Annotated in this window: 27 protein-coding genes; 9 read left to right on the top strand and 18 right to left on the bottom strand. The window is 68.9% G+C overall.

Features of this window, described 5'->3' with window-relative positions:
* Positions 1 to 29 precede the first annotated feature (29 nt).
* The 5 genes from JNO53_RS05130 to argB form a co-directional block, all read right to left on the bottom strand.
* Positions 30 to 662 carry a MarC family protein gene (locus JNO53_RS05130; protein WP_203108349.1) on the bottom strand — a complete coding sequence of 211 codons (633 nt, stop codon included), beginning with the start codon at positions 660 to 662 and terminating at the stop codon, positions 30 to 32.
* Entirely contained in the window at positions 663 to 1,361 is a 699-nt protein-coding gene (locus JNO53_RS05125; protein ID WP_203108347.1) for a hypothetical protein, read from the bottom strand. It lies immediately after the preceding gene.
* A complete protein-coding gene (gene folD, locus JNO53_RS05120) occupies positions 1,358 to 2,254 on the bottom strand; it encodes a bifunctional methylenetetrahydrofolate dehydrogenase/methenyltetrahydrofolate cyclohydrolase FolD (protein WP_203108345.1) in 897 nt (298 codons plus the stop codon). The genes JNO53_RS05125 and folD overlap by 4 nt, the downstream gene beginning before the upstream one ends.
* Positions 2,254 to 2,511 carry a YggT family protein gene (locus tag JNO53_RS05115; protein ID WP_203109027.1) on the bottom strand — a complete coding sequence of 86 codons (258 nt, stop codon included), beginning with the start codon at positions 2,509 to 2,511 and terminating at the stop codon, positions 2,254 to 2,256. The genes folD and JNO53_RS05115 overlap by 1 nt, the downstream gene beginning before the upstream one ends.
* Before the next feature lie 109 nt (positions 2,512 to 2,620).
* Positions 2,621 to 3,520 carry an acetylglutamate kinase gene (argB, locus tag JNO53_RS05110; RefSeq protein ID WP_203108343.1) on the bottom strand — a complete coding sequence of 300 codons (900 nt, stop codon included), beginning with the start codon at positions 3,518 to 3,520 and terminating at the stop codon, positions 2,621 to 2,623.
* Positions 3,521 to 3,730: 210 nt separating this feature from the next.
* Between argB and JNO53_RS05105 the strand changes: the two genes are divergently transcribed.
* Positions 3,731 to 4,024, top strand: coding sequence for a hypothetical protein (locus JNO53_RS05105; protein ID WP_203108341.1), 294 nt, complete (start codon positions 3,731 to 3,733; stop codon positions 4,022 to 4,024).
* A 51-nt stretch (positions 4,025 to 4,075) separates the two neighbouring features.
* Here JNO53_RS05105 and JNO53_RS05100 read toward each other — a convergent pair whose 3' ends face one another.
* The 5 genes from JNO53_RS05100 to JNO53_RS05080 all read right to left on the bottom strand — a co-directional run bounded on the left by JNO53_RS05100 (position 4,076) and on the right by JNO53_RS05080 (position 8,297).
* Positions 4,076 to 4,927 (bottom strand): FAS1-like dehydratase domain-containing protein, encoded by an 852-nt coding sequence (locus JNO53_RS05100; protein WP_203108339.1) that lies wholly within the window; start codon positions 4,925 to 4,927, stop codon positions 4,076 to 4,078.
* 115 nt (positions 4,928 to 5,042) lie between these two features.
* The gene (locus JNO53_RS05095; protein WP_203108337.1) at positions 5,043 to 6,257 is read right to left on the bottom strand and encodes an acetyl-CoA C-acetyltransferase; all 1,215 of its coding nucleotides are present in this window, start codon (positions 6,255 to 6,257) and stop codon (positions 5,043 to 5,045) included.
* Positions 6,258 to 6,444: 187 nt separating this feature from the next.
* Positions 6,445 to 7,620 carry an acyl-CoA dehydrogenase family protein gene (locus tag JNO53_RS05090; protein ID WP_203108335.1) on the bottom strand — a complete coding sequence of 392 codons (1,176 nt, stop codon included), beginning with the start codon at positions 7,618 to 7,620 and terminating at the stop codon, positions 6,445 to 6,447.
* Positions 7,621 to 7,658: 38 nt separating this feature from the next.
* Positions 7,659 to 7,886, bottom strand: a complete 228-nt coding sequence (locus tag JNO53_RS05085; RefSeq protein ID WP_203109077.1) for a hypothetical protein — start codon at positions 7,884 to 7,886, stop codon at positions 7,659 to 7,661.
* Between the two features lie 111 nt (positions 7,887 to 7,997).
* A complete protein-coding gene (locus JNO53_RS05080; RefSeq protein WP_203108333.1) occupies positions 7,998 to 8,297 on the bottom strand; it encodes a hypothetical protein in 300 nt (99 codons plus the stop codon).
* 137 nt (positions 8,298 to 8,434) lie between these two features.
* Here JNO53_RS05080 and recQ point away from each other — a divergent pair, with 137 nt between their 5' ends.
* The 4 genes from recQ to JNO53_RS05060 all read left to right on the top strand — a co-directional run bounded on the left by recQ (position 8,435) and on the right by JNO53_RS05060 (position 13,924).
* Positions 8,435 to 10,228, top strand: coding sequence for a DNA helicase RecQ (recQ, locus tag JNO53_RS05075; protein WP_203108331.1), 1,794 nt, complete (start codon positions 8,435 to 8,437; stop codon positions 10,226 to 10,228).
* An 89-nt stretch (positions 10,229 to 10,317) separates the two neighbouring features.
* Positions 10,318 to 11,469: a trans-sulfuration enzyme family protein gene (locus JNO53_RS05070; RefSeq protein ID WP_203108329.1), complete on the top strand. Its 1,152-nt coding sequence runs from the start codon at positions 10,318 to 10,320 to the stop codon at positions 11,467 to 11,469.
* Complete coding sequence (locus JNO53_RS05065; protein WP_203108327.1) at positions 11,466 to 12,890, top strand: Na+/H+ antiporter NhaC family protein; 1,425 nt, start codon at positions 11,466 to 11,468, stop codon at positions 12,888 to 12,890. Before JNO53_RS05070 ends, JNO53_RS05065 begins: the two co-directional genes overlap by 4 nt.
* Before the next feature lie 59 nt (positions 12,891 to 12,949).
* The gene (locus tag JNO53_RS05060) at positions 12,950 to 13,924 is read left to right on the top strand and encodes an NAD(P)H-dependent flavin oxidoreductase (RefSeq protein WP_203108325.1); all 975 of its coding nucleotides are present in this window, start codon (positions 12,950 to 12,952) and stop codon (positions 13,922 to 13,924) included.
* Positions 13,925 to 13,928: 4 nt separating this feature from the next.
* Here JNO53_RS05060 and JNO53_RS05055 read toward each other — a convergent pair whose 3' ends face one another.
* From JNO53_RS05055 to JNO53_RS05035, 5 genes are read right to left on the bottom strand one after another with little or no spacing between them, the layout of a single operon-like run.
* On the bottom strand, positions 13,929 to 14,477 hold the full coding sequence (locus JNO53_RS05055) for a DUF924 family protein (RefSeq protein ID WP_203108323.1): 549 nt from the start codon (positions 14,475 to 14,477) through the stop codon (positions 13,929 to 13,931).
* 9 nt (positions 14,478 to 14,486) lie between these two features.
* Positions 14,487 to 14,885, bottom strand: coding sequence for a hypothetical protein (locus JNO53_RS05050; protein ID WP_203108321.1), 399 nt, complete (start codon positions 14,883 to 14,885; stop codon positions 14,487 to 14,489).
* 3 nt (positions 14,886 to 14,888) lie between these two features.
* On the bottom strand, positions 14,889 to 15,317 hold the full coding sequence (locus JNO53_RS05045; RefSeq protein ID WP_203108319.1) for a hypothetical protein: 429 nt from the start codon (positions 15,315 to 15,317) through the stop codon (positions 14,889 to 14,891).
* 56 nt (positions 15,318 to 15,373) lie between these two features.
* A complete protein-coding gene (gene tldD, locus JNO53_RS05040; RefSeq protein WP_203108317.1) occupies positions 15,374 to 16,798 on the bottom strand; it encodes a metalloprotease TldD in 1,425 nt (474 codons plus the stop codon).
* Positions 16,799 to 16,843: 45 nt separating this feature from the next.
* On the bottom strand, positions 16,844 to 17,104 hold the full coding sequence (locus JNO53_RS05035; protein WP_119514741.1) for a zinc-finger domain-containing protein: 261 nt from the start codon (positions 17,102 to 17,104) through the stop codon (positions 16,844 to 16,846).
* 96 nt (positions 17,105 to 17,200) lie between these two features.
* Here JNO53_RS05035 and JNO53_RS05030 point away from each other — a divergent pair, with 96 nt between their 5' ends.
* On the top strand, positions 17,201 to 18,148 hold the full coding sequence (locus JNO53_RS05030) for an ABC transporter ATP-binding protein (RefSeq protein ID WP_203108315.1): 948 nt from the start codon (positions 17,201 to 17,203) through the stop codon (positions 18,146 to 18,148).
* Positions 18,149 to 18,154: 6 nt separating this feature from the next.
* Here the strand turns inward: JNO53_RS05030 and JNO53_RS05025 are convergent, their stop codons facing one another.
* From JNO53_RS05025 to JNO53_RS05015, 3 genes are read right to left on the bottom strand one after another with little or no spacing between them, the layout of a single operon-like run.
* On the bottom strand, positions 18,155 to 18,352 hold the full coding sequence (locus JNO53_RS05025; RefSeq protein WP_203108314.1) for a hypothetical protein: 198 nt from the start codon (positions 18,350 to 18,352) through the stop codon (positions 18,155 to 18,157).
* 35 nt (positions 18,353 to 18,387) lie between these two features.
* Positions 18,388 to 19,302 (bottom strand): alpha/beta hydrolase family esterase, encoded by a 915-nt coding sequence (locus JNO53_RS05020; protein WP_203108312.1) that lies wholly within the window; start codon positions 19,300 to 19,302, stop codon positions 18,388 to 18,390.
* 4 nt (positions 19,303 to 19,306) lie between these two features.
* Positions 19,307 to 20,131: an endonuclease/exonuclease/phosphatase family protein gene (locus JNO53_RS05015; protein ID WP_203108310.1), complete on the bottom strand. Its 825-nt coding sequence runs from the start codon at positions 20,129 to 20,131 to the stop codon at positions 19,307 to 19,309.
* A gap of 74 nt (positions 20,132 to 20,205) precedes the next feature.
* Between JNO53_RS05015 and nadB the strand changes: the two genes are divergently transcribed.
* The 3 genes from nadB (at position 20,206) to JNO53_RS05000 (ending at position 25,388) form a co-directional block, all read left to right on the top strand.
* Complete coding sequence (nadB, locus tag JNO53_RS05010; RefSeq protein WP_203108308.1) at positions 20,206 to 21,783, top strand: L-aspartate oxidase; 1,578 nt, start codon at positions 20,206 to 20,208, stop codon at positions 21,781 to 21,783.
* A gap of 179 nt (positions 21,784 to 21,962) precedes the next feature.
* Positions 21,963 to 22,856: an alpha/beta fold hydrolase gene (locus JNO53_RS05005; RefSeq protein ID WP_203108306.1), complete on the top strand. Its 894-nt coding sequence runs from the start codon at positions 21,963 to 21,965 to the stop codon at positions 22,854 to 22,856.
* Positions 22,857 to 23,345: 489 nt separating this feature from the next.
* On the top strand, positions 23,346 to 25,388 hold the full coding sequence (locus JNO53_RS05000) for a ribonucleoside-diphosphate reductase subunit alpha (protein ID WP_203108304.1): 2,043 nt from the start codon (positions 23,346 to 23,348) through the stop codon (positions 25,386 to 25,388).
* The last annotated feature ends 171 nt before the right edge of the window (positions 25,389 to 25,559 follow it).

The following is a 25,559-nucleotide window of genomic DNA, read 5'->3' as shown; positions in this document are numbered from 1 at the left end:
TGCCGAGCGGCCTGCCAAGGTGGCGAAATCTAGAACCCGAAGCTGCCGCGCAGCCCGTCGATCACGTATTGTGATGCCAGGGCGGCGAGGAGCACGCCGAGCAGGCGCGTGATGACCGCCTCAACCCGGTCGCCGAACAGCCGCATCAGCGGCCCCGCAGCGATCAGCGCCAGCATCGTCAGCAGCAGCACGCTGAGAAGCGCGGCGAGCACGGTCAGCGTGCCGTCGATGTCGGTGCCGCTGGTAAGCAGCATGATCGAGGCGATCGCGCCCGGCCCCGCGAGCATCGGCATGGCCATGGGGAAGACCGAGACGTCCTCGATCTCGGGCGTGGCCTCGTTCTGCGCGATGATCTTCTCGGCCCGGTCCTCGCGCCGCTGGGTGCGTTTCTCGAACACCATTTCGAGCGCGATCAGGAACAGCATGATGCCGCCCGCGATGCGGAAGCTGTCGAGATCGATGTGCAACGCGCCGAGCAGCGCCTCGCCGAAGAAGGCGAAGGACAGCAGGATCGCGCCCGCGATCAGCGTGGCGCGGATCGCCATGTTGCGGCGCTGCGCAGCGCTCGCGTCCTTGGTCAGCCCGGCGTAGATCGGCGCGCATCCCGGCGGGTCGATCACCACGAACAGCGTGACGAAGGCGGAGACGAAGAGTTCGACCATTCAGCCACCGCCCGGCGCGGCGACCGCGACCGTCAGGACATCCTCGGCCTCGCCGTCGATCAGCATGGTCACGGTAATGGTCCGCGAGAGATCGGGCGCGACATCCCATGCATAAGTGAGCGTGCGGTCACGGGAGCTGCCGGATCCGGCAGTGGCGCCGGCCCCGGCTGCGGCTGCGACCGGCAGCGCGTCGCCACCGCAGTCCGCCACCGTCGTCCGGATGATGTCCGGCTCCGCCAGCGGCTCGGCCAGCGTATCCCCCTGGTCGAGCACCCAGCGGTACTCCTCGTCGCCCCGGCGGCCCTCGCGGCGCCACACGGTCGTGAAATAGCCGGAGCTGCCATCGGCCCCCTGCCAAGCCCCCCTGGTGACCGAGAGCGAACCGTCGCAGCTCGACCAGACCTGATGGGGCTGCCACTGCACCGGCTGCGGCGGATCGGCGCGGTTCGCCAGCCAGGCGCGCGCCTCCACCGCTTCGGGGACGAACATCACCGCGTCCTCGGCGGCGAATTCGCGGAAGGCGGTCCACTGCCCTTCCTCCCGCGCCTCGCGCGCGAAGGCTAGCTCGGTGGCGATCACCGCGCTCGGGTTCGCCCGCGGCGCGAGCGAGCGGTAGAAGCGTTCGCGCGGATCGCTGCTGCCCGATGCGCACGAGGCGAGCAGGCTGGCGAGGAGCACAGCGCCGATCGCGCGCTTCATATCGCGTCCTCCGCCAGCGCGATTCCCGCATTGCGGTGCGCGGCGACGAGCGTGTTCCTGAGCAGGACCGCGATCGTCATCGGCCCGACCCCGCCGGGCACCGGGGTGATCGCGCCGGCGACTTGGCTCGCTTCGCCGAACGCAACGTCGCCCACCAGGCGGCCTTTCGCCGCGCCCGGCTCCGGCTCCAGCCGGTTGATGCCCACATCGATCACGGTCGCGCCGGGCTTGAGCCAGTCGCCCTTCACCATTTCCGCGCGCCCGACCGCTGCGACGACGATGTCCGCCCGCCGCACCACATCGGCCAGGTTCTTCGTGCGGCTGTGCGCCATGGTAACGGTCGCGTTGGCGCCCAGCAGGAGCTGCGCCATCGGCTTGCCGACGATGTTCGAGCGGCCGATCACGACCGCCTCAAGCCCCGAGAGATCGCCCAGCCGATCGGCGAGCAGCATGATGCAGCCGAGCGGCGTGCAGGGCACGAACCCCGGCTGGCCGACCGCGAGCCGACCGGCATTGATGACGTGGAAGCCGTCGACGTCCTTGCTCGGATCGATCGCCGCGATCACCGCCTGTTCGTCGAGGTGGCCGGGCAGCGGAAGCTGCACCAGGATGCCGTCGACGGCCGGATCGCGGTTCAGCCGGTCGACCAGCGCCAGCAGTTCCGCCGCGCTCGTCTCGGCCGGAAGGCGGTGCTCGAAGCTCGCCATGTTGGCGGCGAGCGTCGCCTTGCCCTTGCTGCCGACATAGACCTGGCTCGCCGGGTCCTCGCCCACCAGCACGACCGCGAGGCCCGCCTTGCGCCCGGCCTGCGCCTCGAACACGGCCGCCAGTGCGCCGACTTTCTCGCGCAGGGTGGCGGCGAACGCCTTCCCGTCGATGATCTCGGCCGCCATTACTGGCCGTAGACCACGTAGATCAGGATGCGCATGAAGATCTGCAGGCCGATGATCAGCACCAGCGGCGAGAAGTCGATCGTCCCGGTCCGCGGCAGGATGCGGCGGATCGGCGCCAGCACCGGCTCCAGCAGCGAGTTGATCGAGTTGTAGACCTGCCAGAGGAACTCGTTGCGCTGGTTGATCACGTTGAACGCGAACAGCAGGCCGATGATGAACTGGATGATCACCAGCATCACGATCACGTTGATCAGCATGCCGAGGATGTCGATGATGAGACCCACGTATTGTCCTTTCCTGGCCGCGTTGCGGTTCGGCCGCCTTCCTACCCGCTTCGTGGCGGCTGTATCAACCGCCTAAGACGGCTCATTCCGCATGGATCAGCGTGCCTGCCCCACGCGCGGTGAAAAATTCGAGCAGCATGGCATGCGGCACGCGCCCGTCGAGCACGACCGCCGCTTCGCAGCCCGCCTCGACCGCGTGGACGCAGGTCTCCAGCTTGGGGATCATCCCGCCGCCGATCGTCCCGTCCTCGCGCAGCCGCTCGATGTCGCTCGGCTTGAGGTCGGTCAGCAGTTCGCCCTGCTTGTCGAGCACGCCGGGAACGTCGGTCAGCAGCAGCAGGCGGGCCGCGCCCAGCGCGGCGGCGATCGCGCCGGCCATGGTGTCGGCATTGATGTTGTAGGTCTGCCCGTCCTCGCCCGCGCCGATCGGGGCGACGATCGGGATCATCCCGGCCGCGACCGCGGTGTCGATCACGCCGGTGTCGACCGCCGAGGGCTCGCCGACGAAGCCGAGATCGATCGCCTGCTCGATGTTGCTGTCCGGATCCTTGACCGTGCGCTGGACCTTCCTCGCGGTGACGAGCCGCCCGTCCTTGCCCGAGATGCCCAGCCCCTTGCCGCCGGCCTGGTTGATCCAGCCGACCAGTTCCTTGTTGATCGCGCCCGACAGGACCATTTCGGCGACTTGCGCCGTCTGCGCGTCGGTCACCCGCAGGCCGTCGACGAAAGTGCTCTCGACCCCGAGCTTCTTGAGCATGGCCCCGATCTGCGGCCCGCCGCCATGGACCACCACCGGGTTGATCCCGACCGCCTTCAGCAGCACGATGTCTTCCGCGAAATCGCGCGCGGCAGCGGGATCGCCCATCGCGTGTCCGCCGTATTTGACCACGAAGGTCCGCCCGGCATATCGCTGGAAATAGGGCAGCGCCTCGATCAGCACCTGGGCCTTGGCGATCGTCGCCGTCTCGTCGCTGCCGCTCATTCGAAAACCTCCTGCCTGGCGCAAGCCCGGCACGCTTAGCCGCTGCGCCGCGCGCTGGAAAGCGTGATCGACGGGGAGCCGCGGAAGCTAAACCTCCGATTAACGGGCTCACCTCGGCGGCCCTGCGGCGCGGATTGCCGCAAATTCGGGAGCTTCGCGAGAGCTAGCGCGTCCTAGGGGTCCCAGCCAACGGGATTAAGGATGGACTCGATGAAGAAGATGATTTCGCTTTCGCTCGCTCTCGCGCTTGGTGCTGCCGGTTCGGCGGCCTACGCCCAATCGGCCGATCCGGCCGACCCGGTGACCGGCGAAGTCGACGCCAGCGTCGAAGCGCAGACCGACGTGACCGGTCCGGTGAACACGGCCAGTGACGCAGTGGACGAGACGATCGACCACACCGAGCATGCTGCCGACGACGCGGCCGACGCAAGCGCCGATGCCGATGCCTCGGCGGATGCCGAAGTAGAGGCGGATCCCAACGCGGACGCCGATCCCGAAGCGTAAGGTTTCAGGATCTGGAATAAAGGGAAGGGCGGCGATTTTGCCGCCCTTTTCTTATGCGGCCGCGCTGGCCCCGGTCACCTGCCGCCCGTCGTCCGCGAAGGCGGCAAGCTCGATTGCGTCGCCCGTTCCGCGCATGACAAGATGCAGCGGCTCGCCGGCGATCGCCGGGCTAAGGCCGCGGAAGGCGAAACGTTTCAGCACGTTGTCGCCGAGTTCGCGAGCGGCGAGCTGCAGCAGCAGGCTCGCGGTCAGCGGCCCGTGGACCACCAGCCCGCGATAGCGCTCGACCTCGCGCGCGTACGGCGCGTCGTAGTGAATGCGGTGCGTGTTGAAGGTCACGGCCGAGTAGCGGAACAGCAGCCGCGGATCGGGGTGGACGACGCGGTGCGCATCCCAGCCCGCCGGGGCGAACCTGCTTTCACCGACGGGCGGCGGCGCGAGCGGCGCGTCCCCAGCCGCCGCCTCGCGGTAGACCAGCGTCTGCGTCTCGCGCACGGCAAGCGCGCCGTCTGCCGACGTCTCATGAACGACCTCGACGAAGGTCATCGGCCCGCTGCGCCCGTCCTTCGCCGCGATCGCGGCCACGCGCGAGACGCGCTCGACCGCCGCCCCGACCGCGATGGGGCCGAGAAACTCGATCTCGCTCGCGGCCCACATCCGGCGCGGCAGCGACACGGGCGGCAGGAAACTCGCGGCACTGTCATCGCGCCGCGGATGCCCGTCCTCGCCGAGCTGCGCCGTCGGCGCCTCTGGCGTGCAGAGGCAGAAGTGAATCCCCTGCGGCATGGCCTCGTCCGAGGGCGCCGGCAGGTCGAACGTCGCGCACCACCGCGCCGCCAACGAGGGATCGAGCCGGTCGGTGCTCCGCTGCTCGCGGCCGATCCAGGCGTTCCATTCGGTCATGCTGCACTCCTGCATTCGTCATCCCAGCGAAAGCTGGGATCGCCGTCCGCTAGGTCGTACGGTGCGGCGCGCGATCCCGGCTTTCGCCGGGATGACGGACGAAGGCCCGTGCGCCTCACGCCGCCCGCTCGAACAGCGCCGCGAGGCCCTGGCCGCCGCCGACGCACATGGTCTCGAGTCCGTAGCGCGCCTCGCGCCGGTGCATCTCGTGGGCCATGTCGGCCAGGATACGCCCGCCCGTCGCGCCGATCGGGTGGCCGAGCGAGATGCCCGAGCCGTTGACGTTGAGAATCTCCCGCCGGCTGTCGTCCTCCGACCAGCCCCAGCCCTTGAGCACGGCCAGCACTTGCGGTGCGAACGCCTCGTTGAGTTCGACCAGGCCGACGTCGTCCCAGCCTTTGCCGGTGCGCGCGAACAGGCGTTCGACCGCTGGAACCGGGCCGATGCCCATCCGGCTCGGGTCGCAGCCCGCCGCGGCATAGCCGGCGAACCACAGCATCGGTTCGAGCCCCAGTTCCTCCAGCTTGTCCTCGGCCACGACCAGGCACGCGGCCGCCGCGTCGTTCTGCTGGCTGGCATTGCCGGCGGTGACCACGCCGCCTTCGATCGGCCGCAGCTTGGCCAGCGTCTCCATGCTCGCATCGGCGCGGAAACCCTCGTCGCGGTCGAACACGATCGGGTCACCCTTGCGCTGCGGCACCTCGAGCGGAACGAGCTGCGCGTCGAACCGCCCCGCATCCCACGCCGCCGCCGCATTCCCGTGCGAGCGAACCGCGAAGGCATCGGCCGCCTCGCGCGTGATCCCGTAATCTTTTGCGAGGTTCTCCGCGGTCTCGATCATCCCGCTGATCACGCCGAAGCGCTCGACCGGCTGGCTCATCAGCCGCCCGCGCGTCAGCCGGTCCCACAGCTCGACATTGCCCGCCTTGACCCCGCCGCGCAGCGCCGTGGTGTAATGCTCGACGTTGGACATCGATTCGCACCCACCCGCCACCACCACGTCGGCATGTCCAGCCTCGATCATCATCGCCGCATTGACCACCGCCTGCAGCCCCGACCCGCAGCGCCGGTCGAGCTGATAGCCGGGAACCTCCAGAGGCAGCCCCGCTGCGAGCCACGCCCAGTGCCCGATCGCCGGCGCCTCGCCGTTGCCGTAGCCTTGGCTGAACACGACATCGTCCACCCGCGCCGGATCGATCCCGCTGCGTTCGATCAGCGCCTTCAGAATCGCCGCCCCGAGATCTCCCGCCGTCAGCGGCGCAAGCGTGCCGAGAAAGCGTCCGACCGGCGTACGCAAGGGACTGACGATGGCGGCGCGGCGTTTGGTCATCTGCAAATCTCCGAATCCCGGTCGGTCTAGCAACCGAATAAAGTCAGGTCGGGCGCTGTGCCCACCCCGCTGCGACTAGCCGGCCGGCGGCAAGTCTCGCTCCCCTCCCGCATGCGGGAGGGGAAAGAAGCTTGGCGAGCCGCAGGCGAGCCTGGCTGCAATGGGGTGGGTCTGCCCCGCACTCTCGTCACACCCCCGCTGCGAAATCGCGCAGCATGTGCTTGGCGATCTGGAGCTGGAGGATCTGCGTGGTCCCCTCGTAGATGCGGTAGATCCGCGCATCGCGGAAGAAGCGCTCGGCGTCGTATTCGGCGAGGTAGCCCGCGCCGCCGTGGATCTGCACCACGCGGTCGACCACCCGGCCGCACATCTCGCTCGCGAAGACCTTGAACGCGGCCGCTTTCCTCAGGATGTTCTCGCCGCGGTCGGCGCGCGCGGTGACGTCGGCCATCATGCATTCGGCGGCATAGATCTCGGTCTCGCTTTCGGCGAGCATCTGCTGGATGAGCTGGAAGTTGGCGATCGGCTCGCCGAACGCCTTGCGCTCGGTCGCATAGCGCAGCGCCGAATCGAGCGCCCGCCGCGCGTAGCCGGTCGACGCCGCGCCGACCGAGATACGCCCGTTGTCGAGGCTCTTCATCGCGAACACGAAGCCCTTGCCGGTCTCCCCGCCGAGCAGCGCGTCGCCCGGCACGTGCACATCCTCCAGAATGATGTCGGCGATCTGGGCCCCCGACTGACCCATCTTCCTGTCCGCGCTGCCGACCGAGACCCCGGGTGCATCCATCGGCACGATGAAGGCGGAGACGTGCGCGTTCTTGGGCAGCGCCTCCTTCTCGGTGCGGGCCATGATAAGGCCGACATTGGCCTGCGGTGCATTGGTTATGTAGCGCTTGGTGCCGTTGAGTATCCAGCCGTTGCCCTCGGGATCGGGCCGGGCGGTCGTCTGCATGGCGGCGCTGTCGCTGCCCGAACCGGGCTCGGTCAGGCCGAAACAGGCGATCTCGCCGGCGGCGATGCGCGGCCACCATTCCGCCTTCTGCGCCTCGGTCGCGCCGTTCTTGATCGCCGAATTGAACATGCCGACGTTGATCGAGAAGATCGAGCGGAAGGCGGGCGCGGCATAGGCCATCGTCCTGACGACACGGGCATATTGGCTGGTGTTGAGGCCGGCGCCGCCGTACTCCTCCGGCACTGTGAGGCCGAACAACCCCATGTCGCGCATCTCGGTCAGGATCGGCTCGGGAATGGAATCGTTCTCGATCACCTCGAGTTCGGCCGGGATCAGCCGTTCGCGGACGTAGCGTTCGAGTTGGTCGATGAACTGCTCGAAGAGTTCCGCATCCATGCCGCTTTGAACCATCTGTGTCTTGTCCTCTCGCTGTGATGAATCGGGCGGAGTTATCCGGCGGGTGCCGGCTCCGCCCGCGGGGTCGCGGCTGGGGAGGATGGGGTTTCGGCGCTCTCGTCGAGCGCGGCGGGCCGCAGTCGCTGCTGATCGAGCATCTCGGCCGCGTCGTCGAGCGCCCTGGCCTCGCCCACCGTGACCCCGCCCGGGCCGGGCTCGTTGTCGGCCGGCTCGCAGGCGGCGAGCAGGAGCGGGAAGGCGAGAAAGGCGAGGCGCGTCATCGCCGCGCACCATAGCGAACGGCGGACAAAGGAAAAGCGGGCGAATCGCCTGAACGATCCGCCCGCTTCACCGGTTGCTGCGGGACCCCGCGAAGGGGCGCGCAAACAGGCTTACTCGGTCGTCTCTGCCGAAGCGGCGGCAGCTTCGGCTGCAACGTCGGCGGCCGCGGCGGCGGCGGCTTCACCCGCTTCGTCGGCGGCGGCGTTGGCGTCGACGGCCGCCGTTTCCTCGGCGGTCGGCTCGGCCACCGGCGCTTCGACCGGCTCTTCGGTCACGGGCGCGAGCGCCTCGTCGGCCGGCATTTCGACCGTGTCCGCCTCGGCATCGGCCGACGCATCTTCGGTGCTGCCGCAAGCGGCGAGCGCAAGCGCCGCCGAGGCCGCGAACGCGCTGGCAAGGATCTTCCTCATCGATTGTTCTCCTGTGAATTTCCGCCCCGGCACGGCCAGGGCGCGCGCACGCTAGCGGCGCACAAGTCCTCCGGCAAACGGCAATTGATCCGATTGGCCGTTCACCTGCCGCGCCGCATCTGCCATGCCCTTTGGCGATGGACGCGGGGCACGACAGGATTCAGCCGCTCGACACGGCGCGCGCGGAACTGCGCCGTCTGTTCGGGCACGACGACTTCCGCGGCGTTCAGGCGCGCGTGGTCGAACGCGTGCTCGGCGGCGAATCGACGCTGGCCGTGATGCCGACCGGCGCGGGCAAGTCGCTGACCTATCAGCTCCCCGCGACGATGCTGCCGGGCACTTGCGTCGTCGTCTCGCCGCTGATCGCGCTGATGCACGACCAGCTCCGCGCCGCGCGCGCGAACGGGATCGAGGCGGCGACGCTCACCAGCGTCGATGCCGACTGGCGCGAGACCCTCGACCGCTTCCGGGCCGGTGCACTCGACCTGCTCTACGTCGCGCCCGAACGCGCCAGCCAGCCCGGTTTCCGCGAGCTGCTTGCCTCCGCCCGCCTCGCGCTGTTCGCGGTGGACGAGGCGCACTGCGTGTCCGAATGGGGTCACGATTTCCGCCCCGATTACCGCCAGTTGCGCTCCCTGATGGACGCCTTTCCGCAGGTGCCGCGCCTCGCGCTCACCGCGACGGCGGACGCGCATACGCGAGCGGATATCCTCGAACAGCTCGGCATTCCGGCCGAGGGGCTGGTGCTGGCCGGGTTCGACCGGCCCAACATCCGCTACGTGATGCGCCACCGCGACAATTCCGTGCGCCAGCTCGCCGCGCTGATGGCGGAGGAGCAGGGCCCCGGGATCGTCTACGCCCCGACCCGCCGCAAAGTGGAGGACCTGGCCGACAAGCTGGCGGCGACGACCGGGCGGGCGGTGCTGCCCTACCACGCCGGTCTCGATCCCGCCGTGCGGTCCGCCAACCAGGCCGCTTTCGTCGCCAGCGAGGACATGGTGATCGTCGCCACGGTCGCTTTCGGCATGGGGATCGACAAGCCCGATGTCCGTTTCGTCGCCCATGCGGGCATCCCCAAGTCGATCGAGGGCTATTATCAGGAAACCGGCCGCGCCGGGCGCGACGGCGATCCGGCACGCGCGGTCATGCTGTGGGGTGCGGGCGACTTCGCGCAGGCGCGCCAGCGGCTGAGCGAAGTGGACGAGGCGAGGCGCGCCGGCGAACGCGCACGGCTCGATGCACTCGCCGGCCTGGTCGAGACCGCCGGCTGCCGCCGCGCGGTTTTGCTGCGCCACTTCGGCGAAAGCCCGCCCGAGAGCTGCGGCAACTGCGATAACTGTCTCTCCCCGCCTGGCGTCACCGATGCCACCGAAACCGCACGCAAGCTGCTCTCGGCCGCCTACCGCACCGGGCAGAGCTTCGGCTTCGGCCACTTGCAGAAAGTGCTCACCGGCGCGGAGGACGAGCGCGTGCTCCAGCGGGGCCACGACCGGTTGAGCGTGTTCGGGATCGTCGATGGCGAGGAGGCGCGCCTGCTCCAGCCGCTTTCCCGCGCGTTGCAGGCGCGCGGAGCCCTGGTCTCGACCGAGCACGGCGGACTCGCGCTCGCCGGCGATGCACGCGCAATCCTGAAAGGCGAGCAGACGGTCGAGATCGTCGTTCCTCCCCGCAGCGAACGCCAGCGTCGCCGCCGCGACAGTGGACCGAACCCGGTCGGCGATCCGCTGTTCGACGCGCTGCGCGAACTGCGCCGCGAGCTCGCGATAGAGGCGCAGGTGCCCCCCTACGTCATCTTCCACGATGCGACCTTGCGCGAGATGGCGGCGCGGCGCCCGTCCTCCCTCGCAGAACTGGGCGAGATCGGCGGCGTCGGCGCGAAGAAGCTCCAGGCTTACGGCGAACGCTTCCTCGACGCGATCAGGCGGCATTGACGGACCCGCGGGTCGGGGTTGCATGGCGGCGCGATCTCGTCGATGTCGCGCGACCGACGTTGCACGAGGTGAGGGGGAGTTTGGCGCCGATGAATCCGATCGATGCGGAGGATGCGCTGACCTGCCTGCGCGCCGGCGATGCCGCGGGGCCGGTCATGCCGCCGATCGTGCAGGCCTCGCTGTTCCGCTTCGAAACGCTCGAGGAGCTGCACGGCGCGCAGGCGCGCGAGAACGAGATCTGCGTCTATTCGCGCGGCACCAACCCGACCGTGCGCGAGCTGGAGGAGACGCTGGCGCGGCTCGAATGTGCCGAAGCCGCCAAGTGCTTCGCCAGCGGCATGGGCGCGATCTCCGCGACGCTCTTCGCGCTGCTGGCCCAGGGCGATCACCTGCTGTTCTGCGGCGACATCTACGGCCCCACGATCGAGTTCGCCCAGCGGCTGGAGGATTACGGCGTCACGCACAGCCGCTGCTTTGCCGCCAGTATCGAGGAGATCGAGGCGGCGCTGACGCCCACTACGAAGATGATCTACTTCGAGAGCCCCGGCTCGATGCGGTTCGAGCTTCTGCCGATCGCGGAGATCTGCACGCTCGCCAAGCGGCGCGGCATTCTGACCGCGGTCGACAACACGGTGGCGACGCCGCTGCTGCAGAAGCCGCTCGCGATGGGCTGCGATCTCGTGCTCCATTCGCTGACCAAGTATATCGGTGGCCATTCGGACACGCTCGGCGGCGCGGTCATGGGCTCGGCCGAGCTGGTCGAGCGCGTGTTCCGGCGCGGCTACATGCTGATGGGCGCGGCGATGGCGCCGTTCGACGCCTGGCTGCTGCTGCGCGGGCTGGCGACCTTGCCCGCGCGGCTTGCACGGCAGCAGGCCGACGCGCTCGCCGTGGCGCGTTTCCTCGCCGATCACCCCAAGGTCTGCCGCGTGTTCCATCCGGCGCTGGCCGAAGGGGAGCAGGCGGCCTTGTTCGCGAAGCAGATGCGCGGCCATTCCGGGCTCCTCTCCGCCGAGTTCGACTTTCCCGACCATGCCGCGGCGCTCACGTTCGGCAACCGCCTGCGTCTGTTTGGCAAGGCGATAAGCTGGGGCGGCGTTGAAAGCCTCGTGTCGAGCGCGCACCGGACCGATCCCGGGCCGGATCACGACGGCCGCATGCCGCGCACGCTGTTGCGCTTCTCAGTCGGGCTCGAAGGCGCGGACGCCCTGATCGCCGATCTGGAGCAGGCCCTGGCATGAGTGAGATCGAACAGACCGAACGCGCGCCGCTGCCGCTCCTGCTCGCGCTGGCGCCGATCGCCGCGCTGTTCCTCGGCGTGGTCGCCTCCGCGGCCGTCTTCGGCTTCGGGGGTGAGCCCCTGCTGCTCGCGCTGCTCTTCGCGGCGGCGGTCGCTGCCGGGATCGCGCGCATGCGCGGGCACGGCTGGGCAGAGGTCCAGGTCGCGGCCGGGCGGCTGCTGGCCGAGGCGCTGCCGGCGGTGCTGATCCTGCTCAGCATCGGCGCGCTGCTGGGGAGCTGGATGTTCGCGGGCACCATCCCGCTGCTGGTCGTGCTCGGGATCGACCTCATCAGCCCGCAGTGGATGGCGCTGACCGCCTTTCTCGCGACGGCGGTGATGTCGGTCGTCTCGGGCACCTCGTGGGGCTCGGCGGGCACGATCGGCGTGGCGCTGATGGGTGCGGCCGAGGCCATGGGCCTGCCGCTCGCGCCGATCGCCGGCGCAGTCGTTTCGGGCGCCTATTTCGGGGACAAGCTTTCGCCGATCTCCGACATGACCAATATCACCGCGATCGGCGCGGGGGCGGAGCTCTATGCGCATATCCGCCACATGCTGCCGACCAGCCTGCCGCCCGCGCTGCTCGCGCTCGCCGCCTTCGCGCTGCTCGCGCCTGGCGCGGCGCTGACCGGGGCGAACCCGGCGGACGCGATCCGGGCCGAGCTCGTCGGCCTCTTCGCGCCGGGCCTCTGGGCCGCGCTGCCGCTCGCCGTCGCCATCGGCGGGATCGCGCTGCGCTGGCCGCCGGCGCCGGTGATCATCGGCTCCGCGCTGGTGGCACTGGTCATCGGGGTGACCGTCAACGGCTTTCCCGCCACCGCCGCGGTCCACGCCTTCGTTGCCGGCTTCACGCTCGATCAGGTGGCGCCGGGCGGGGCCGTGAGCGAGCAACTGACCGGCCTCGTCGAGCGAGGCGGCCTCTATGCCATGGCGCCGACGCTGGTCTTCATCCTCGCCGCCTTCCTGCTGGCCGCCGGCATGGAAGTCTCGGGTGCGCTCGACACGCTGCTGGCGCGGCTGCTGGGCGCGGTGCGCGGTGCCTTCGGGCTGGTGGCCGCGACCATGGCCGCGGGCGCGACGATGGTCGGGATGACGAGCCACGGCGGCGTCACCTCGCTAGTCGTCGGCGGCCTGTTTCGCCCGTCCTATGCCGAACGCGATCTCGCCCCCGAAAACCTCGGCCGCGCGCTGGCCGATTCGGTCACGATCACCGAGCCGCTGATGCCGTGGACCGTCTCCGGCCTGTTCATGGCCTCCACCCTCGGCGTCGCGACCCTCGCCTACGCACCATGGGCGGTGTTCTGCTGGCTCGGCCCCGTGTTCGGCCTCCTGATGGCCCTGCGTCACCGCCTGACCGGCAAGGGGCTGAAGCCCGCCGCCTGACTTGCCACCCGCGGCGAATTGCGACAGTCCCCTCGGCACGATCCGCAGGAAGGGACACCATGAAGACCGCGATTACCGAAATGTTCGGGATCGAGCATCCGATCATCCAGGGCGGGATGCACTTCGTCGGACTGGCCGAAATGGCCGCGGCGGTGTCGAACGCGGGCGGACTGGGGATCATCACCGGGCTCACGCAGAAGACGCCGGGCGACCTTGCCAACGAGATCGCGCGCTGCCGGGACATGACCGACAAGCCCTTCGGCGTGAACCTGACCTTCCTGCCCACGGTCAACGCGCCCGACTATCCGGGCTACGTCCGCGCGATCATCGAGGGCGGGGTCAAGGTGGTCGAGACCGCCGGCAACAATCCGCAGGCGGTGCTTCCATATCTGAAGGACGCGGGGATCAGGGTGATCCACAAGTGCACCAGCGTGCGCCACGCGCTGAAGGCACAGTCGATCGGCTGCGACGCGGTCTCGGTCGACGGGTTCGAATGCGGCGGCCATCCGGGCGAGGACGACGTGCCGAACTTCATCCTCCTGCCCCGCGCGGCGGACGAGCTTGAGATCCCGTTCGTCTCCAGCGGCGGCATGGCCGACGGGCGCAGCCTCGTCGCCAGCCTGGCGTTCGGCGCGGCGGGCATGAACATGGGCACGCGCTTCATCGCCACGAAGGAAGCGCCGGTGCACGACAACGTGAAGCAGGCGATCCTCGCCGCGAGCGAGCTCGACACGCGGCTCGTCATGCGCCCGCTGCGCAACACCGAACGCGTGCTCAACAACGCTGCGGTCGAGCGCCTGCTGGAGAAGGAGCGGGAACTCGGCGCGGACCTCAAGTTCGAGGACATCATCGAGGAAGTCGCCGGCGTCTATCCCTCGATCATGCGCGAGGGCGAGATGGACCGCGGCGCATGGAGCTGCGGCATGGTCGCCGGGCTGGTCTACGATATCCCGACCTGCCGGGAGCTGATCGAGAGGATCATGCGCCAGGCGAGCGAGATCATCGACCGGATGGACACGCTGCGCCGCGCCTGAGGCGCTACCAGGCGAAGCCCTGCGCCACTGCGCGCTCCTCCGCCGGGGTCGAGCGCCGGCCGAGCACCGGATTACGGTGCGGGAAGCGGCCGAAGCGGGCGATCATTCGGTGGTGGCTCACCGCGAAAGCGCGATTTCCCGGCTCGCGCGCGAAGAATGCGAGCGAGGCGAGCTGATCCGCGATCGCCTCGCTGTGCATCAGCGGCATGCCGGCGAAGGCGCGCATCCGCCGCGGCAGTCGCTCGTGCCAGCCGCGCGCGATCATGCCTTTGGCGATGGCGAGCGCGAGCCGGTCTGAGGCGAAAGCGCGCGGATCGCCGCGGAAGAGATTGCGCGGCACCTGGTCGAACAGCAGCACCGCCGCCTGGGCCGTCAACGGGTCGCTCAGGAACTCACGCGCATGCCGGTGCCGCAACGCCTGCCATCCACGCGCGAAGCGGCGGCGCAGCAGTGCGTCGACTTCGGCGCCGCCGCCGAACCAGTCGGCCGGGCCGAGCGTGTGGAACCAGAGATGCAGCAGGTCCGCCGCCCAGCGGCGCGGGGCGGCGGTCATGCTTCGGTCTTAGCCTTCGACCTTCTTGTACGGGACGAAATCGCCGAGGAAGATATTGCCGGTGTAGAACCCGCCCGTGCGATCGAAGGTCGTCACGATATCGGTCCGGCAGAGCTGGTTGCTGGTCCGGCGGATCGTCATCGCGTCGCTCTCGTCGAGCGATTCGGGATCCTGCGGGATGTTCACGTAGAGCGTGCTGCCCCGCTCGATCACGAGCGCCGTGCCGTCGATGATGCGCATGTGCGTGTTCGGAAAAGTCGGGACGCAGCTCTGCGGTTCGCCGGCGACGCGGCCTTCGAGCAGCTTGGCGAGCTCGGCCTCACCCTTGGGCTTGGCTTCCTCGGCCGCGGCCGGCGCTGCGAACACGGCGCCCGCGGCGATTGCGGCAATGAGGGTTGCTGTTTTCATCGGTCAGCCTCCTTCGGCGGCCTCCTGATGGTCCGCCTTCGTGTATGGGACGAAGTCACCGAGCGCCAGCCTTGGTCCGGGCATCGTGCCGCTGCCGATCCGATCGCGCAGTTCGACCTGATCGAGGCGGCAAAGCTGCGAGCTGAACTGGTGGAACACCGGCAGGTCGCCGCGCGAGAGAAACTGCGCGCCGGCCGGGCGGTTCACCCACAGCGTGCCGCCGTCGCGGAACACGATCGCGGTGCCGTCGACGATCTGGATCGAATCGCGCTGCGACTCGCTCAGGCATTCGGCCGGCTCGCCGGCCACGCGCCCTTCCAGCATTTCGGCGAGCTTCGCCTCGCCGCGCGGCGGCTCCTCCGCGGAAGCGGACACCGCGCCGGCGAGCGTGAGCGAGGCCAGCAGGACAGAGATGGACTTCGTACCGATCATGCCCGCCCCTATAGCACAACGGGGGTGAATGCGCGATGAGCGGCGGCGCAGCCGCGTCAGGCCGTTCCGCCCACGGTAAGCCGGTCGACCAGCAGCGTGGGCTGGCCCACACCGGCGGGCACGCTCTGCCCGGCCTTGCCGCACACGCCCACACCTTCGTCGAGCGCGAGATCGTTGCCGATGCCCGAGACGCGCGTCAGCACGCTCGGCCCGTCGCCGATCAGCGTTGCACCCTTGATCGGCGCGCCGATCACGCCGTTCTCGACCTTGTAGGCCTCGGTGCACGAGAACACGAACTTGCCCGAGACGATATCGACCTGTCCGCCACCGAAGCTCTTGGCGTAGATGCCGTTCTTCACCCGCCCGAGCAGTTCGGCCGGATCGTCGTTCCCCGCGCGCATGAACGTATTGGTCATGCGCGGCATCGGCGCGTGCTGATAGCTTTCGCGGCGGCCGTTGCCGGTCGCCTCAACGCCCATCAGCCGCGCGTTGAGCCGATCCTGCATGTAGCCCTTGAGGATGCCGTCCTCGATCAGCACCGTCTCGGCCGTCGGCGTGCCCTCGTCGTCGATGGAGAGCGACCCGCGCCGATCGCGGATCGATCCGTCGTCGACCACCGTCACGCCGGGCGCGGCGACGCGCTCGCCGATCCGGCCGGAAAAGGCGCTGGTGCCCTTGCGATTGAAATCGCCCTCGAGCCCGTGGCCGACCGCCTCGTGCAGCAGCACGCCGGGCCAGCCGGGGCCGAGCAGCACGGTCATCTCGCCCGCCGGGGCGTCCACGCTGTCGAGGTTGACCAGCGCCTGGCGCACCGCTTCGTCGACCGCGCGGCTCCAACCGGCAGGCTCGAACAGCGGATCGTAGAGGTAGCGCCCACCGAAGCCGAAGCTGCCGCGCTCGCGCCGGCCGTTTGCTTCGGCGACCACGCCGACGTTGAGCCGCACCAGCGGCCGCACGTCGGTGGCGATGAAGCCGTCGGGCCGCACGATCTCGACCACGCTCCAGCTCGCCAGCAGGCTGACGTTGACCTGCACGACTCGCGGATCGCGCGCGCGGGCGGCGGCGTCGATCGCCTGCAGCAGCCGGACCTTTTCCGCGAAGGGCACTGCATCGAGCGGATTGTCGGCGGTGTAGAGGTGGCGGTTGCTCCGGCGCGGCGGCGCGGCAAGCGCGCGGGCCGCCGGGTCGAGCAGTTGCAGCGTCTCGCCCGCGCGGCGGATCGCCGCGTCGCTGATCTCGTTGGCATGGGCGAAGCCGGTCGTCTCGCCCGAAACGCCGCGCAGGCCGAAGCCCGAATCGCGCGCGTAGTCGGCGGTCCTGAGCCGGCCGTCCTCGAACGCGAGCGCCTCGCGCGCGGTATATTGCAGGTAGAGCTCGCCGTCGTCGCAGCGCTTGAGCATCTCGGCCGCGAGCGCGGGCGCGCGTTCGGGGTCGAGCTTGCCTTCACCGTAGAGGAAGGCGCGGGGATCCGATGGGGTCATGGCATGCGATATAGGCATGCCCGCGCGAATGTCAGCCGTGACCCGTCAGCGATGCCCGGGATCGCTGCCGGCGGAGATGTCCTCCAGCGCGGCCTGCGCCGCGCCGTCGGCCGGTCCGCCGCGCAGCACGAAGCGGCGGTCGCAATAGCCGCAGTCGACGTAGCCGTGCTCGTCGATCTCGAGCCAGACGCGGGGATGGCCGAGGGCGGAGGGGCGATAGCGGTCGCCGCCGCGGATCGCTTGCGCGCCGTCGCACTTGACGCGGCGATGGTCGACCAGGGTCACTTCGGGCGGTGGAATGTCCATGGGCCCGCCGATAATCCGAAGCGCGCCCGCGTGCAACTGGGCCTGCACAGCGTCACACCCTTTACGGATCGCCCGCCGGACGCCAAGTGAGGCGCCATGACGACCTCCCCCGCTGCCGAACCCGCAATCGCCATCCGCGACCTGACCAAGCGCTACGCCGGGGAGAAGGGCAAACCGGGCAAGCTCGCGCTCGACGGAGTCAGCTTCGACGTGCCGCAGGGGCAGATCTTCGGCCTTCTCGGCCCCAACGGGGCGGGCAAGTCGACGCTGATCAACATCCTCGCCGGGCTGGTGACCAAGACCGGTGGCAGCGCCGAGATCTGGGGCTTCGACATCGACCGCAATCCGCGCAACGCCAAGCGGATGATCGGCATCGTCCCGCAGGAAATCGTCTTCGACCCGTTCTTTACCCCGTTCGAGGTGCTCGAGAACCAGGGCGGCTTCTACGGCATCGGCAAGCGCGACCGGCGCAGCGAGGAACTGCTCGCCGCGGTGCACCTGGCGGACAAGCGCGACGCCTATGCGCGCACCCTGTCGGGCGGAATGAAGCGGCGCCTGCTGATCGCCAAGGCGATGGTCCATTCGCCGCCGATCCTGGTGCTCGACGAGCCGACTGCCGGGGTCGACGTGGAACTGCGGCGGCAGTTGTGGGAACTCGTCACCGATCTGAACCGCCAGGGCGTCACCGTGGTGCTGACGACCCACTACCTCGAGGAAGCCGAGCAGCTTTGCGACCGGATCGCGATCATCAACCGCGGCAAGCTGATCGCCAACAAGCCGACTCGCGAACTGGTCGGCATGGCGCGCGAGAAGATCGTGCGGGTGACGCTCGACAAGGATCTCGCCGGACCGCCGATGGAGGAGGGCTTCGTCAAGGCCGAGGCGCTCGATCCGCGCACGCTGGAGATCACTTACGACCGCGACAAGGCGAGCGCCGGGCAAGTGCTCGCGCGCATCCAGTCGCACGGCTATGCGATCGAGGACGTGACCACGCGCGAGCCGGACCTGGAGGACGTGTTCGTCCAGCTCACCGCCGCGCCCTGAGGGCGGTCAGGGCGTCGCCGCGCGGCGGAAGCGCTTGGCGGCCGCCAGCGCCTGATCCTTCGCATCCTCGTCGCAATCGGCGTCGGCGAGCTCCTCGATTTCCGCTGCGGCACGATTCAGCAGGCGCTGCATGATCGCCTTGTCATGCTCGGCCTCATCGCGTTCCTTGCGAAGCCGTTCCGCCTTCGAATTCGAATTTTCCATGTCCCCTGCCCCTTTGCCGCGATTCGGGCCGTGCCTCAGCGGCGATGACGCCAGAAGAAATACCACATCGCCTCGTTGTCGGCGACCCATTCGTGGCCCCGTCCCTCGGTCACCCGGCCGATCACCCGCACTCGGTCGCGGCATCGGCCGTAGCGCTGCTCCTCGACCGTTTCCGACAGGGCAGCCGTCTCGGGCCCGGCGCGGCAATCGCCGAGCTCGGCCCAGCGGGTGAGCGCCGCGTCCATCGAATACTGCCAGTATCCCGCGCCGCCGCCGGCGACCGGATTGACCGTGTCGGTCTCACCCGCAAACGCCAGCACCGGCATCGGGTGTTCGGGCTGGCACGTCGCCGGATCGGGGCGCTGCGGATCGGAGGCGAGCGGATTGCCCGCGCGCAGGCCCACGACCGGCGCGATCGCCGCGAAACGATCCGACGCGACGCAGCCCAGCCACGACGTCATCCGCCCGCCGCCCGAAAGACCGGTCGCGTAGACCCGCTCGGGATCGATGCAGCCGCTTTCCGCGAGCCAGTCGATCGCGGCGGTGAGGAAAGCGACGTCGTCGGGATCCTCCGCGGTCGGGATTTCGCCGGTGATCGTCGGCACGCCGGGGATGTTCCATACGAAGCCCTCGCCCACCGGAATGCCCGCGTCGGGCGCGGCGAGCAGGAAGCCATGATGGTCGGAGGTCGCGGCCAGCCCCGAACTGTCGAGCATCGCCGCGCCCGTGCCGCCGCTGCCGTGGAGCAGGAACACCAGCGGCAGCTCGCGTACGCGCTCCACGCCGACGGGGATGTGGATCAGCATGGACCGGCCCGTCTCGCCTATCGCGACGCGCTGGGTCGTGCCCGGCGCACCGATCGCGCACACGGGCGCGGCGGCGGCGGGCTGCGCAAGAGCGGCGAGGCCGAGGAGGAAGGCGAGGCAGGCGGTAAAGCGGACAAGCGTCATCGGATCAGCGCCTCGTCAGGGTGGCGGCAACGCCGAAGTGGTCGGAAGGATACTCGCCGTCCACCGGCTGGGCGCCGATCACATGGGCGTCGGCAACGGCGAAGGCGGCGCGTTCGGCGAAAATATGGTCGATCACCCGCGGCTCGTGCCCGCGCGCCGGATTCAGCGTCGTCTCGGCCGCGCCCGGCGGGAGCGCCGTCTCGAACCGCGGCGGCCCCATCGCCTTCAGCCCCGGATCGTCGAGCGGCGCGTTGAAATCGCCCATCACGATCAGCGGCACGCCGTCGTCGGGCAACCAGGCGAGCAGGTCGGCAAGCTGCTGCGCGCGCACCGGGCCCTGATCCGGCTTCCACGCCAGATGCGTGCCGACCACGTCGACCGGCCCGGCGCCGGTCTGCACCCGGACGCGGATCGCAGTGCGGTAGTCGGACAGCGGCTCCAGCTTGCGCCGCGCGACCTCGATCACCGGCAAGCGCGTGAGGATCGCATTGCCGTAGCGCTTGGGCGCCCCCTCGGGCTCGACGGCGACGAAATGCACTTCGGGATAGCCGAGTTCCGCTGCGATCGCGTCGGCCTGATTGGGCAGCCCCTTGCCTGCATCCTCGAGCACTTCCTGCAGCGCGATCACGTCGGGATCGGCCGCGCGCAGGGCATCGGCGAGCAGCCCCAGCCGTACCCGCCAGTTGCCGCCCGCGTCGTGCCAGATGTTGAAGGTCGCGGCGCGCAGGGTCCCCTTCGCTCCGGCCGCGAGACCCGACGCGCAGGCGGCGAGCGGAAGCGCGGCCATCCCGGCGAGCACCGCGCGGCGGCCGTATCCTGCGTCACCCATGGCGATGATTCCTCTTCGCGACCCTCATCGAATCCTCTCTGTCGCCCCGCGGCGCGCTGTGCAACAGAAGTGCCATGAACGATACCGATATCCTCGTCATCGGCTCGGGCGCGGCCGGGCTCAGCGCCGCACTCGCGCTGGCGGAAACCAGGAAAGTGCGCGTGCTCGCCAAGGGTTCGCTGACCGGCGGCAGCACCGCCTGGGCGCAGGGCGGGATCGCCGCAGTGCTCGACGCGGGCGACACTTTCGAGAACCACATCCACGACACGATGGTCGCCGGTGCTGGCCTCAACCGGCGCGAGACGGTCGAGTTCGTGATCGAACGCGCGCCGCACGCGATCGACCGGCTGGTCGAACTGGGCGTCCCCTTCAACCGCGAGAGCGGGGACCTGCACCTGACCCGCGAGGGCGGCCACTCGCACCGCCGCATCGTCCACGTCGACGACGCGACCGGCTGGGCGGTGCAGGAAGCTCTGCTCAAGGCGGCCGAGGCGCATCCCAACATCACGCTCGTGCCCGGCCAGGCCTGCATCGACCTGATCACCGGTCGCAACCAGCAGACCTTTTCCGGCTCGGGCCGCGTCTGGGGCGCCTACGCGCTGGACGAGGCCAGCGGCAAGGTCGTCGCCCATGTCGCCCGCGCGACCGTGCTCGCGACCGGCGGGGCGGGCCGCGTCTACCAGTTCTCGACCGCCCCGCGCGGCGCGACCGGCGACGGCATCGCCATGGCCTGGCGCGCGGGGTGCCGGGTCGCCAACATGGAGATGATGCAGTTCCACCCGACCTGCCTCTACAATCTCGAGGTCAAGAACTTCCTCATCACCGAGGCCGTGCGCGGTGAAGGCGGGCATCTGCTCCACCCGGAGACCGGCCACCGCTACATGCCGGACTACGACCCGCGTGCCGAGCTCGCCCCGCGCGACATCGTCGCCCGCGCCAACGACGACCAGATCAAGCGCTACGGCCTCGACTGCGTGCACCTCGACATCAGCCACAAGCCGCCCGAATTCGTCCGCCAGCACTTCCCGACGATCCACGAGAAGCTGCTCGGCCTCGGCATCGACATGACGAAGGAGCCGATCCCGGTCGTGCCCGCGCAGCACTACACTTGCGGCGGCATTCCGGTCGGCCTCGACGCGCGCACCGACCTGCCGGGCCTGTGGGCCGCGGGCGAATGCACCGAATCCGGCCTCCACGGCGCCAATCGCCTCGCCTCCAACAGCCTGCTCGAATGCTTCGTCTTCGGCGAGGCGGCCGCGCGCGACATCGCGGACTGCTGGGACCGGCTCGACGACCCGCCACCGATCCGCGAGTGGGACGAGAGCCGCGTGACCGATTCCGACGAGGAAGTCGTCATCAAGCAGAACTGGACCGAGATCCGGCGGATGATGTGGAACTACGTCGGCATCGTGCGCACCACCAAGCGCCTCGAGCGCGCGCAGCACCGGATCGAACTGCTCGCGCAGGAGATCGAGGACTATTACGGCTCCTTCCGCGTCACGACCGACCTGATCGAGCTGCGCAACCTCCACCAGTGCGCCGACCTGATCGTCCGCAGCGCCCTCAAGCGCCACGAAAGCCGCGGCCTGCACTTCACGCTGGACTACCCGGAGACACTGACGGAGGCGCGCGACACGGTGCTGGTGCCGTAACTAACGTTCCAGACCCACCGCCAACCCCTCCCGCAAGCGGGAGGGGAGCGAGACTTGGTGAGCGCAGCGAACCTAGTCGCAGCGGGGTGGGCTCGCGCCACGCCACAGTTTGAAGCTCGGCGCCGGCGCGCTATGTCCCCCTCACACCTTCCGCGAACGGAAGGGGAGGAGGGGGACAAATGACACAGATCACCGCCAACGGCATCACGCTGGAATACGAGGATTACGGCAACCCAGGCGATCCGCCGGTGCTGCTGGTCATGGGGCTCGGCGCGCAATTGACCTTGTGGCCGATGGAGCTGGTCGAGGCTCTGGTGGCGCGGGGTTTCCGGGTGATCCGCTACGACAACCGCGACATCGGTCTCAGCCACAAGTTCCACGGGGTGAAGGCGCCCGGTATTCTCAAGCTCATGCTGCTCGGCCGCCTCGGCCTGACCCCGCGCGTGCCCTATACGCTGGCCGACATGGCGGCGGACGGCGTCGGGCTGCTCGATGCGCTCGGGATCGGCAAGGCGCACGTGGTCGGCGCGAGCATGGGCGGGATGATCGCGCAGCACATCGCCTTCACCCATCCCGAACGCGTGCTCTCGCTCACCTCGATCATGTCGACCACCGGCAACCGCCGTCTGCCGTCCGCGCAGAAGCAGGCGATCGAGGTCCTGACCAAGCGCCCCGTGTCGGGCGACGAGGAAGTGCTGGTCGCGCACGGTATGACGATCGCACGCACGATCGGCAGCCCCGGCTACCCGGCCGACGAGGCGCGGCTGCGCGCGAATGTCACCGCCGGCGTGCGGCGCAGCTATTATCCCGAGGGGCTGTCGCGGCAGCTCGCGGCAATCCTCGCCGATGGCGACCGGCGCGCGCGACTCAAAGGCGTGACCGCCCCGACCCTGGTGATACACGGGGAGGACGATCCGCTGGTCCCCTTCCCGGGCGGGCGGGACACCGCGGCATCGATCGCCGGTGCGACGCTGCGGAGCTTCCCCGGCATGGGCCACGACCTGCCGCTCGAACTGGTCGAGCCGATCGCAGACGCCATCGCCGGACATACCCGCATGGCCGCCGCGGCATGACGCCGGAGGGCCGCGCAGCGCCACGAAATTGCGCGGCCCGATTCGATTGATTCAAAGGCCGGCGATACCCACTTTCCGCATATAAATTTTTTCACGGATTCATTTTGGGGCTTGCACCCGCGCAGACCCAAGGAGTTCCCACGCGTCGCGGTGTGGCAGGCGGATAGAACACCTCGCCCGGTAGCGGTTTCGGGGCATTTACCCCCTTGCACCCGACTCGCCGGTGATTCAGTATCTAGTGGTCTGGAACGCGGGGGGACCCACTAGATCGTGTTGCCGCCGAGCCAATGTCTCTCTGGGGCGCAGGCGACGAGCGGTCTCGGAAACACCCTCGCAAGAGCCGGGCCGGGGCGGATCGGGGGATAAGTAATTGCCCCCCTTCCGCCGGGAAATGCTAGGCGGGAGCAGGCTTCCGCCGAATCGAACGGAAACGGAACATCGTGCCGGCGGCGCGGTTGTCCGAATAGCGCGAGAACGGGTGGGGCGAACATGGATTTCAGAACCGGGGACGATGCGGCGATGGGACTCGATCAGACGGATGGCATGACGCTCGAGGGTGATGAAACCCTGGCGGACGCCAAGCCCGGGAAGGCGGCGATGAAGATGGACAAGACGGACAAGGGCAGCGAGCAGCTCGTCGCGGAAAAGGCGGGCGAGGCGATCGCCGGCGCCATGGCCGAAGCGGCCAAGGCGTCTGCCGAGCAGCATGATTCGAAGAAGATCCTCGACCGCCGGTTCGACATCGCGATCGACGAATCGCGCGACGCGCTGCTGACCGAATTCGGCAAGGAAACCCTGGTCGACCGCTACCTGCTGCCCGGCGAGAAGTTCCAGGACCTCTTCGCCCGCGTCGCCGACGCCTATGCCGACGACCAGGACCACGCGCAGCGGCTCTACGACTATATCTCCAAGCTGTGGTTCATGCCCGCGACGCCGGTGCTGTCGAATGGCGGCACCAACCGCGGCCTGCCGATCTCCTGCTACCTCAACTCGGTCGAGGACAGCCTCGAAGGGATCGTCGGCACCTGGAACGAGAACGTCTGGCTCGCCAGCCGCGGCGGCGGCATCGGCACCTACTGGGGCCAGGTGCGCGGGATCGGGGAACCCGTCGGCCTCAACGGCAAGACCAGCGGCATCATCCCCTTCGTGCGCGTGATGGACAGCCTGACGCTGGCGATCAGCCAGGGCTCGCTGCGGCGCGGCTCGGCCGCCTGCTACATCGACATCTCGCACCCCGAGATCGAGGAATTCCTCGAGATCCGCAAACCTTCGGGCGACTTCAACCGCAAGGCGCTCAACCTGCACCACGGCGTGCTGGTGAGCGACACCTTCATGGAAGCGGTGCGCGCCGGCGAGACCTTCGATCTCGTCTCCCCGCGCGACGGCAGTGTGCGCAAGACGATCGACGCGCGCAGCCTGTTCCAGAAGCTGGTCGAGACGCGGCTTGCCACCGGCGAGCCCTACATCGTTTTCTCCGACACGGTGAACCGGATGATGCCCAAGCATCACCGCGATCTGGGTCTCAAGGTCTCGACCTCGAACCTGTGCTCGGAAATCACCCTGCCGACCGGCCGCGACCACCTCGGCAACGATCGCACGGCGGTCTGCTGCCTGTCCTCGCTCAACTTGGAAAAGTGGGAAGAGTGGGAAGGCGACAAGCTGTTCATCGAGGACGTGATGCGCTTCCTCGACAACGTGCTGCAGGACTATATCGACCGCGCGCCGCCGGAAATGGCGCGGGCGAAGTATTCGGCCATGCGCGAACGCAGCGTCGGCATGGGCGTGATGGGCTTCCACTCCTTCCTTCAGTCGAAGGGCATCGGCTTCGAAAGCCCGATGGCGAAAGTGTGGAACCTCAAGATGTTCAAGCACGTCAACGCCAAGGCCAACGAGGCCTCGATGATGCTGGCGAAAGAGCGCGGCCCCTGCCCCGATGCCGAGGACATGGGCGCGATGGAGCGCTTCTCCTGCAAGATGGCGATCGCGCCGACCGCGTCGATCTCGATCATCTGCGGCGGCACCAGCGCGTGCATCGAGCCGATCCCGGCGAACATCTACACGCACAAGACCCTGTCGGGCTCGTTCGTGGTCAAGAACCCTTACCTCGAGAAGGTTCTGCGCGAGAAGTCGAAGGATTCGACCAACGTGTGGAACTCGATCCTCGAGCGCGGCGGCTCGGTCCAGCACCTCGACTTCCTGACGGCGGAGGAGAAAGCGACCTTCAAGACCAGTTTCGAGATCGACCAGCGCTGGCTGCTCGAATTCGCGGCCGACCGCACGCCCTATATCGACCAGGCGCAGAGCCTGAACCTGTTCATCCCGGCCGACGTCGACAAGTGGGACCTGATGATGCTCCACTTCCAGGCGTGGGAGAAGGGCATCAAGTCGCTCTACTACCTGCGGTCGAAGTCCGTGCAGCGCGCCGGCTTCGCCGGCGGCGTCGAGGCCGACAACACCCCCGACGCGGCCAAGTACGAACTCACCGCCGGCGGCGAGCAGACCGACTACGAGGAATGCCTGGCCTGCCAGTGAGGAAGGCGGAAAATGTGGATAAACGCCTGCGGCGATGCTCTGTGATTCGGATTCGTTCAGGTGAACGATTATTTACATGAATCGCATCATGCGAATCGCGTGTGATGTGAAAAATGGGGACCAGCCGATGGCTGGCCCCCTCGTAAGCTGAACGTTGGTGCGTTCGAGGCT

Origin of the sequence: Altererythrobacter sp. C41, from assembly GCF_016803135.1 — a bacterium.
GTDB lineage: Bacteria > Pseudomonadota > Alphaproteobacteria > Sphingomonadales > Sphingomonadaceae > Pelagerythrobacter.
This window is presented reverse-complemented; position numbering and strand designations above follow the sequence as displayed.

Bases quoted from the DNA above. Each gene is read 5' to 3' on its own strand.
- JNO53_RS05130 (WP_203108349.1), bottom strand. From the start codon at position 662: ATGGTCGAACTCTTCGTCTCCGCCTTCGTCACGCTGTTCGTGGTGATC.
- JNO53_RS05125 (WP_203108347.1), bottom strand. From the start codon at position 1,361: ATGAAGCGCGCGATCGGCGCTGTGCTCCTCGCCAGCCTGCTCGCCTCG.
- folD (WP_203108345.1), bottom strand. From the start codon at position 2,254: ATGGCGGCCGAGATCATCGACGGGAAGGCGTTCGCCGCCACCCTGCGC.
- JNO53_RS05115 (WP_203109027.1), bottom strand. From the start codon at position 2,511: ATGCTGATCAACGTGATCGTGATGCTGGTGATCATCCAGTTCATCATC.
- argB (WP_203108343.1), bottom strand. From the start codon at position 3,520: ATGAGCGGCAGCGACGAGACGGCGACGATCGCCAAGGCCCAGGTGCTG.
- JNO53_RS05105 (WP_203108341.1), top strand. From the start codon at position 3,731: ATGAAGAAGATGATTTCGCTTTCGCTCGCTCTCGCGCTTGGTGCTGCC.
- JNO53_RS05100 (WP_203108339.1), bottom strand. From the start codon at position 4,927: ATGACCGAATGGAACGCCTGGATCGGCCGCGAGCAGCGGAGCACCGAC.
- JNO53_RS05095 (WP_203108337.1), bottom strand. From the start codon at position 6,257: ATGACCAAACGCCGCGCCGCCATCGTCAGTCCCTTGCGTACGCCGGTC.
- JNO53_RS05090 (WP_203108335.1), bottom strand. From the start codon at position 7,620: ATGGTTCAAAGCGGCATGGATGCGGAACTCTTCGAGCAGTTCATCGAC.
- JNO53_RS05085 (WP_203109077.1), bottom strand. From the start codon at position 7,886: ATGACGCGCCTCGCCTTTCTCGCCTTCCCGCTCCTGCTCGCCGCCTGC.
- JNO53_RS05080 (WP_203108333.1), bottom strand. From the start codon at position 8,297: ATGAGGAAGATCCTTGCCAGCGCGTTCGCGGCCTCGGCGGCGCTTGCG.
- recQ (WP_203108331.1), top strand. From the start codon at position 8,435: ATGGACGCGGGGCACGACAGGATTCAGCCGCTCGACACGGCGCGCGCG.
- JNO53_RS05070 (WP_203108329.1), top strand. From the start codon at position 10,318: ATGAATCCGATCGATGCGGAGGATGCGCTGACCTGCCTGCGCGCCGGC.
- JNO53_RS05065 (WP_203108327.1), top strand. From the start codon at position 11,466: ATGAGTGAGATCGAACAGACCGAACGCGCGCCGCTGCCGCTCCTGCTC.
- JNO53_RS05060 (WP_203108325.1), top strand. From the start codon at position 12,950: ATGAAGACCGCGATTACCGAAATGTTCGGGATCGAGCATCCGATCATC.
- JNO53_RS05055 (WP_203108323.1), bottom strand. From the start codon at position 14,477: ATGACCGCCGCCCCGCGCCGCTGGGCGGCGGACCTGCTGCATCTCTGG.
- JNO53_RS05050 (WP_203108321.1), bottom strand. From the start codon at position 14,885: ATGAAAACAGCAACCCTCATTGCCGCAATCGCCGCGGGCGCCGTGTTC.
- JNO53_RS05045 (WP_203108319.1), bottom strand. From the start codon at position 15,317: ATGATCGGTACGAAGTCCATCTCTGTCCTGCTGGCCTCGCTCACGCTC.
- tldD (WP_203108317.1), bottom strand. From the start codon at position 16,798: ATGACCCCATCGGATCCCCGCGCCTTCCTCTACGGTGAAGGCAAGCTC.
- JNO53_RS05035 (WP_119514741.1), bottom strand. From the start codon at position 17,104: ATGGACATTCCACCGCCCGAAGTGACCCTGGTCGACCATCGCCGCGTC.
- JNO53_RS05030 (WP_203108315.1), top strand. From the start codon at position 17,201: ATGACGACCTCCCCCGCTGCCGAACCCGCAATCGCCATCCGCGACCTG.
- JNO53_RS05025 (WP_203108314.1), bottom strand. From the start codon at position 18,352: ATGGAAAATTCGAATTCGAAGGCGGAACGGCTTCGCAAGGAACGCGAT.
- JNO53_RS05020 (WP_203108312.1), bottom strand. From the start codon at position 19,302: ATGACGCTTGTCCGCTTTACCGCCTGCCTCGCCTTCCTCCTCGGCCTC.
- JNO53_RS05015 (WP_203108310.1), bottom strand. From the start codon at position 20,131: ATGGGTGACGCAGGATACGGCCGCCGCGCGGTGCTCGCCGGGATGGCC.
- nadB (WP_203108308.1), top strand. From the start codon at position 20,206: ATGAACGATACCGATATCCTCGTCATCGGCTCGGGCGCGGCCGGGCTC.
- JNO53_RS05005 (WP_203108306.1), top strand. From the start codon at position 21,963: ATGACACAGATCACCGCCAACGGCATCACGCTGGAATACGAGGATTAC.
- JNO53_RS05000 (WP_203108304.1), top strand. From the start codon at position 23,346: ATGGATTTCAGAACCGGGGACGATGCGGCGATGGGACTCGATCAGACG.